General features: G+C 64.6%; 3 protein-coding genes. 2 read left to right on the top strand and 1 reads right to left on the bottom strand.

Translation table 11 applies throughout. From position 1 onward, the window contains the following. Positions 1-469 precede the first annotated feature (469 nt). The gene (locus tag QMX82_RS25065; protein ID WP_208692093.1) at positions 470-1,819 is read right to left on the bottom strand and encodes a dicarboxylate/amino acid:cation symporter; all 1,350 of its coding nucleotides are present in this window, start codon (positions 1,817-1,819) and stop codon (positions 470-472) included. A gap of 375 nt (positions 1,820-2,194) precedes the next feature. Here QMX82_RS25065 and QMX82_RS25070 point away from each other — a divergent pair, with 375 nt between their 5' ends. Both QMX82_RS25070 and QMX82_RS25075 read left to right on the top strand, forming a co-directional pair. Then, positions 2,195-2,935 carry a 4'-phosphopantetheinyl transferase family protein gene (locus QMX82_RS25070; protein ID WP_282288609.1) on the top strand — a complete coding sequence of 247 codons (741 nt, stop codon included), beginning with the start codon at positions 2,195-2,197 and terminating at the stop codon, positions 2,933-2,935. A gap of 605 nt (positions 2,936-3,540) precedes the next feature. Beyond that, on the top strand, positions 3,541-6,456 hold the full coding sequence (locus QMX82_RS25075; protein WP_133862494.1) for a ribonucleoside-diphosphate reductase subunit alpha: 2,916 nt from the start codon (positions 3,541-3,543) through the stop codon (positions 6,454-6,456). The last annotated feature ends 203 nt before the right edge of the window (positions 6,457-6,659 follow it).

Here is a 6,659-nt window from a genome sequence, read left to right on the forward strand (position 1 = left end):
GGGTGGGGCAAGCCCCCCCCCGGGCGGCGCTGACCCCCCCCCGACGCGCGGGCGGCCGCCCCGCGCTTCGCCTCTCCCGCCGCTACCCGTTCCTCCCCTATCCCTCTGCCTCGACAACCCGGCTGCGACCAGGCTGCCTGGCGGGTCGTACGCGCCTGTCCGACGCTCGCGGGTCACTCCCTCACCCCCTGCCAGCCCTTCGGCAAGAGGGCGCTCGCTAGACCCGCCCAGGACGTCCTGCCGCTCTTCGCCCTAGCCCGGCTGCCACTCCGCCCGTGATGGAGCTGCGGCCGTGAAACCCTGGCCGCCACCCTGAACCCCGTCGACTGACCGCTCGGCACTCTCAGCCAGGCACGCCACCGCTACCCTCTCCGCACCGAATCCTGGGCAAAAGAAAACGCCCGTATCTTTCGATACGGGCGTTTGGTCGTTACCGCAGGACCGCTCCAGGAGCGGCCTTGCGTCAGGCTCAGGCAGTCTGGCGAGCTTCCTCGACTTCGACGGCGTTCGGGCCGCGAGCGAGTTCGGTCTTCAGGGTCTGCTCGTCCAGCTGGCCGCACCACTTGGCGACCACGATGGAGGCCACGCCGTTGCCGACCAGGTTGGTCAGGGCGCGGGCTTCGGACATGAAGCGGTCGATACCCAGGATCAGCGCCAGACCGGCGACCGGTACGTGACCGACGGCGGACAGGGTGGCGGCCAGCACGATGAAGCCGCTACCGGTGACACCCGCAGCGCCCTTGGAGGAGATCAGCAGCACCAGCAGCAGGGTGATCTGGTGGGTGATGTCCATCTGGGTATTGGTGGCCTGGGCGATGAACACCGCAGCCATGGTCAGGTAGATGGCGGTACCGTCGAGGTTGAAAGAGTAGCCGGTGGGGATCACCAGGCCAACCACCGACTTCTCGGCGCCCAGCTTCTGCATCTTGGTCAGCATGCGCGGCAGGGCGGACTCGGAGGACGAGGTACCCAGCACGATCAGCAGTTCTTCACGGATGTACTTGATGAACTTGAGGATGCTGAAGCCGTGCAGGCGCGCCACAGTGCCCAGCACCAGCAGCACGAACAGCAGGCAGGTGATGTAGAAGCAGGCCATCAGGTAGCCCAGCTGCACCAGGGTGCCGACGCCGTATTTGCCGATGGTGAACGCCATGGCACCGAAGGCGCCGATGGGGGCAAGCTTCATGATGACGTTGATGATGTTGAAGAAGACGTGGGAGATGCGGTCGATGAAGTTGAACACCAGTTGACCGGTCTCGCCCAGGCGATGCAGGGCGTAGCCGAACAGCACGGCGAAGAACAGGACCTGCAGGATCTCACCGGTAGCGAAGGCGTTGACGACCGTCGAGGGGATGATGTTCAGCAGGAAATCGATGGTGGTCTGCTTTTCCGCGGCAGCGGCATAGGCCGCGATACCCTTGGTGTCCAGGGTGCTGACGTCGACGTTCATGCCGGCGCCCGGCTGGACGATGTTGACCACGATCAGACCGATCAGCAACGCGATGGTGGAGAAGATCTCGAAGTACAGCAGCGCCATGCCGCCGGTCTTGCCCACGGCCTTCATGTTCTGCATGCCGGCGATACCGGTCACCACGGTGCAGAAGATGATGGGTGCGATGACCATCTTGATCAGCTTGATGAAACCGTCACCCAGGGGCTTCATGGCAGCGCCGGTCTGGGGATAGAAGTGGCCGAGCAGGATGCCCAGGACGATCGCCAGGATCACCTGGAAATAGAGACTCTTGTAGAGCGGCTGCTTGACGGGCACCTTGGGCGCGGGAGCTGTGGTAGTTGTTGTTGTATCGACGGTTGCTGTCATGGCTCGATCCCTTGTGGCCACTGCCTGACGTCCTGTCTGAGTGGGCACTGCTGAAAGTGGCTCTCTCATCCTGAGAGCTTTTTGTTGTGGATCCGGTGGCCGTGCGACGGTGACACCAGCATCTGGCGAGATACAAGCAATCGCCGTTCCACTTCTTGGTGCGCAATCAAAGGGCCAGCTTTCATGCACCTTTCAGTCGAAAGTCTAGTTGCCAGCGGCGGGCGGAACCCCGCCATCCGACGGAAACCGGCGGAAATCCCCCCAGGGCCGAGGCGGTTTTCCGCCAGCCGGAGTCGGTAGTCGACTATTCTTTGCGCGCCTTTTCATCGGAGCCCGTCGTGATCCGTTGCTGTCTTCCCCGAGTGGTCGGCTGAGATGCCTGCCCTGCCCGCCTCCGACCTGCCCGGCTGCTGCACGCCGCCCGAGCCGCTGCCGCCGCTGGCTGCCGAGCTCGACGCCCTGGCCCTGCGGCACTGCCGCTTCGATCCCGCCCAGGTAAGCTTCGAGCGCGACGCCCTGCGCCTCGGCGCCCTGCCGCCGGACAACATCCGCCGCGCCGTGGCCAAGCGCCAGGCCGAATACCTGGCCGGTCGTCTCTGCGCCCGCGAGGCCCTGCGCCAGTTGAGCGGCACCGCCGTCGTCCCCGGCCATCGCACTACGGACCGTGGGCCCGCCTGGCCTTCCGGCTGGGTCGGTGCGATCACCCATAGCCATGGCTGGGCAGCCGCTGTGGTGGGCAAGGCAGGGGACTACCTGGGCCTTGGCCTGGACGTGGAGACCCTGCTCGAACCGGACAAGGCCCTGCGCCTGGCCGAGCAGATCCTCACCCCGACCGAACGGGAACGCCTGCAGCCGCTGGACGAAGGGCAGCAGGCCTTTGCCATCACCCTGGCCTTTTCCGCCAAGGAAAGTCTGTTCAAGGCGCTGCATCCCCAGGTCGGGCAGATGTTCTTCTTCCAGGACGCCGAGATCCTCGCCATGGATCCTGGCGGCAGCTTCGATCTCCGGCTGCTGATCGAGCTGTCGCCGCGCTGGTCCGCCGGGACCGCGCTACGCGGTCACTTCCGCCTGGACGAAGAAGATCGGCTGTTGACGCTGGTCGCGCCTCGTCACTGAGTGACGCTATATAGAGGAAGCCTGCCCTGGTCGATCAGGCGCACGGACGCCGGCCGGGGCAGAACGTCGCAGCGGGCATCGAACGTTTTCTTATGGTGGAGAAGGTGCTCATAGCGAACCGGTATATCCCTTGCCGCTTACGTCTCACCACACCCGTCGTGTTGTACGTTATTTGACCACTGAGCTCTGAGCCCAGCCTTCACGCGCACTGGCCAGGTACCACCCCCAGGATACCCCCTAGTCCCGAACAGCTTATCCACGTCTTATCCACAGCCGAAAACGTGATAAACGCGACATCTAGTGCCCCTTGCACCCCCACACCACCATATATAGCAGTTCGTCGGTATGACTCGGGACGGCGAAACACCCCTCTGTCAAGACTGTCTTCCCTAGCGAGGAGGGCTTATCCTGTTGCCCGAATCATGAATTTCCAGGGTCCCTGACCCCGAACGCCGATTCCCTCGGGAATCGGCGACAGTACGGCTTTTCGTTGGAATCTTCAGGGGTAAGGACGCGATCGGCAGTCGTCGCGCAGGCCCAGACCAACACTTTTCCGGATCGCCGGCTTGCCGACGATCCCCTCTTTCCGATCAAGGGAGTTCCGCATGCACACCGACCTGACCCGCGAGCAAGCCCAGCAGGGCCGCCCGGCGCAAGATGACAGCCAGGACCTGGGCGCCACCGCCCCCGGTCAACTGCGCGTCATCAAGCGCAACGGTACCGTCGTCCCCTATACCGACGACAAGATCACCGTGGCCATCAGCAAGGCTTTCCTCGCCGTGGAAGGCGGTAACGCCGCGGCTTCTTCGCGCATCCACACCACCGTCAAGCAGCTCACCGACCAGGTCAGCAGCACCTTCAAGCGCCGCATGCCCTCCGGTGGCACCATCCACATCGAAGAGATCCAGGACCAGGTCGAACTGGCCCTGATGCGCGCCGGCGAGCAGAAGGTCGCCCGCAGCTACGTGATCTACCGTGAAGCCCGCAGCCAGGAGCGCAAGCAGGGCGCGGTCAGCGACATCGCCGAGCCCCACCCGAGCATCCGCGTCACCAAGGCCGACGGCACCACCCAGCCGCTGGACATGGGCCGCCTGAACACCATCATCACCGAAGCCTGCGAAGGCCTCGAAGAGGTGAACGGCGAGCTGATCCAGAAGGAGACGCTGAAGAACCTGTACGACGGCGTGGCCGAGAAGGACGTCAACACCGCCCTGGTGATGACCTCCCGCACCCTGGTCGAGCGCGAGCCGAACTACTCTTACGTCACCGCCCGCCTGCTGCTGGACAGCCTGCGCGCCGAAGGCCTGAGCTTCCTCGGCGTCGCCGAATCCGCCACCCACCACGAGATGGCGGACCTCTACGCCAAGGCCCTGCCCGCCTACGTCGCCAAGGGCGTGGAGCTGGAGCTGCTGGACCCGAAACTGGCCAGCTTCGACCTGGAGCGCCTGGGCGCCGCCATCGATCACGAGCGCGACCAGCAGTTCACCTATCTGGGTCTGCAGACCCTGTACGACCGCTACTTCCTGCACAGCCACGGCACCCGTTTCGAGCTGCCGCAGCTGTTCTTCATGCGCGTGGCCATGGGCCTGGCGCACATGGAGAAAGATAAAGAAGCCCGCGCCATCGAGTTCTACAACCTGCTGGCCAGCTTCGACTACATGGCGTCCACCCCGACCCTGTTCAACGCCGGCACCCTGCGTCCGCAGCTGTCCAGCTGCTACCTGACCACCGTGCCCGACGACCTGTCCGGCATCTATGGCGCCATCCACGATAACGCCATGCTCTCCAAGTTCGCCGGCGGCCTGGGCAACGACTGGACCCCGGTGCGTGCCCTGGGCTCCTACATCAAGGGCACCAACGGTAAGAGCCAGGGCGTCGTGCCCTTCCTCAAGGTAGTCAACGACACCGCCGTGGCGGTCAACCAGGGCGGCAAGCGCAAGGGCGCGGTCTGCGCCTACCTGGAAACCTGGCACCTGGACATCGAGGAATTCCTCGAACTGCGCAAGAACACCGGTGACGACCGTCGGCGTACCCACGACATGAACACCGCCAACTGGATCCCCGACCTGTTCATGAAGCGCGTCTTCGAGGACGGCAACTGGACCCTGTTCTCCCCCGCCGACGTGCCCGATCTGCACGACCTCTATGGCAAGGCCTTCGAAGAGCGCTACGAGTACTACGAAGCCCTGACCGAGTACGGCAAGCTCAAGCTGCACAAGACCATCAAGGCCAAGGATCTCTGGCGCAAGATGCTGTCCATGCTGTTCGAGACCGGCCACCCGTGGCTGACCTTCAAGGACCCGTGCAACCTGCGCAGCCCGCAGCAGCACGTGGGCGTGGTGCACAGCTCCAACCTCTGCACCGAGATCACCCTGAACACCAACAAGGACGAGATCGCCGTGTGCAACCTGGGTTCGGTGAACCTGGTGAACCACATCGTCGACGGCAAGCTGGACGTGGCCAAGGTCGCCCGTACCGTTAAGACCGCCGTGCGCATGCTCGACAACGTCATCGACATCAACTACTACTCGGTGCCCCAGGCGGAGAACTCCAACCTCAAGCACCGTCCGGTCGGCATGGGCATCATGGGCTTCCAGGATGCGCTGTACCTGCAGCACATCGCCTACGGTTCGGATGCCGCCGTGCAGTTCGCCGACACCTCCATGGAAGTGATCAGCTACTACGCCATCCAGGCCTCCTGTGACCTGGCCGAAGAGCGTGGCAGCTACTCCAGCTTCCAGGGTTCGCTGTGGTCCCAGGGCATCCTGCCGATCGACTCCGAGAAGCGCCTGATCGAAGAGCGCGGCGCCAAGTACATCGAGGTCGACCTGTCCGAGACCCTGGACTGGGCCCCGCTGCGCGAGCGTGCCAAGAAGGGCATCCGCAACTCCAACATCATGGCCATCGCGCCGACCGCGACCATCGCCAACATCACCGGCGTGTCCCAGTCGATCGAGCCGACCTACCAGAACCTCTATGTGAAGTCGAACCTCTCGGGCGAATTCACCGTCATCAACCCCTACCTGGTACGCGACCTCAAGGCGCGCGGCCTGTGGGACTCGGTGATGGTCAACGACCTCAAGTACTACGACGGCTCCGTGCAGCAGATCGAGCGCATCCCGCAGGATCTGAAGGACCTCTACGCCACCGCCTTCGAAGTGGAGACCAAGTGGATCGTCGAGGCCGCCAGCCGTCGCCAGAAGTGGATCGACCAGGCCCAGTCGCTGAACCTGTACATCGCCGGCGCCTCGGGTAAGAAGCTCGACGTGACCTACCGCATGGCCTGGTTCCGCGGTCTGAAGACCACCTACTACCTCCGTGCCCTGGCTGCCACCAGCACCGAGAAGTCCACCATCAACACCGGCAAGCTGAATGCCGTGAGCGCCGACCCCATCACCGGCGTCCAGGCCAGCGCGGCCCCCGCCCCGGCGCAGAAGTTCGAAGCGGCGCCTGCCGCGGCACCGGCTCCGGTGCCCAAGGCCTGCAGCCTCGACGATCCCGAGTGCGAAGCCTGCCAGTGACACCCCGCCCTCTCTAGCAGAGGGCCGTTCTCCATCCCCTCTCCCCCTGGGAGAGGGCTAGGGTGAGGGCCAACCCCACACCCAAAGCTCCAGATCCCCTCTCCCTCCGGGAGAGGGCTAGGGTGAGGGGCCCCCCCCCCCCCCCCCCCCCCCCCCCCCCCCCCCCGCCCCCCCCCCGGGGCAGGGGGGGCTATGGCACAAAA

It is taken from the genome of Pseudomonas sp. PS02302 (assembly GCF_029959585.1).
GTDB lineage: Bacteria > Pseudomonadota > Gammaproteobacteria > Pseudomonadales > Pseudomonadaceae > Chryseomonas > Chryseomonas aestiva.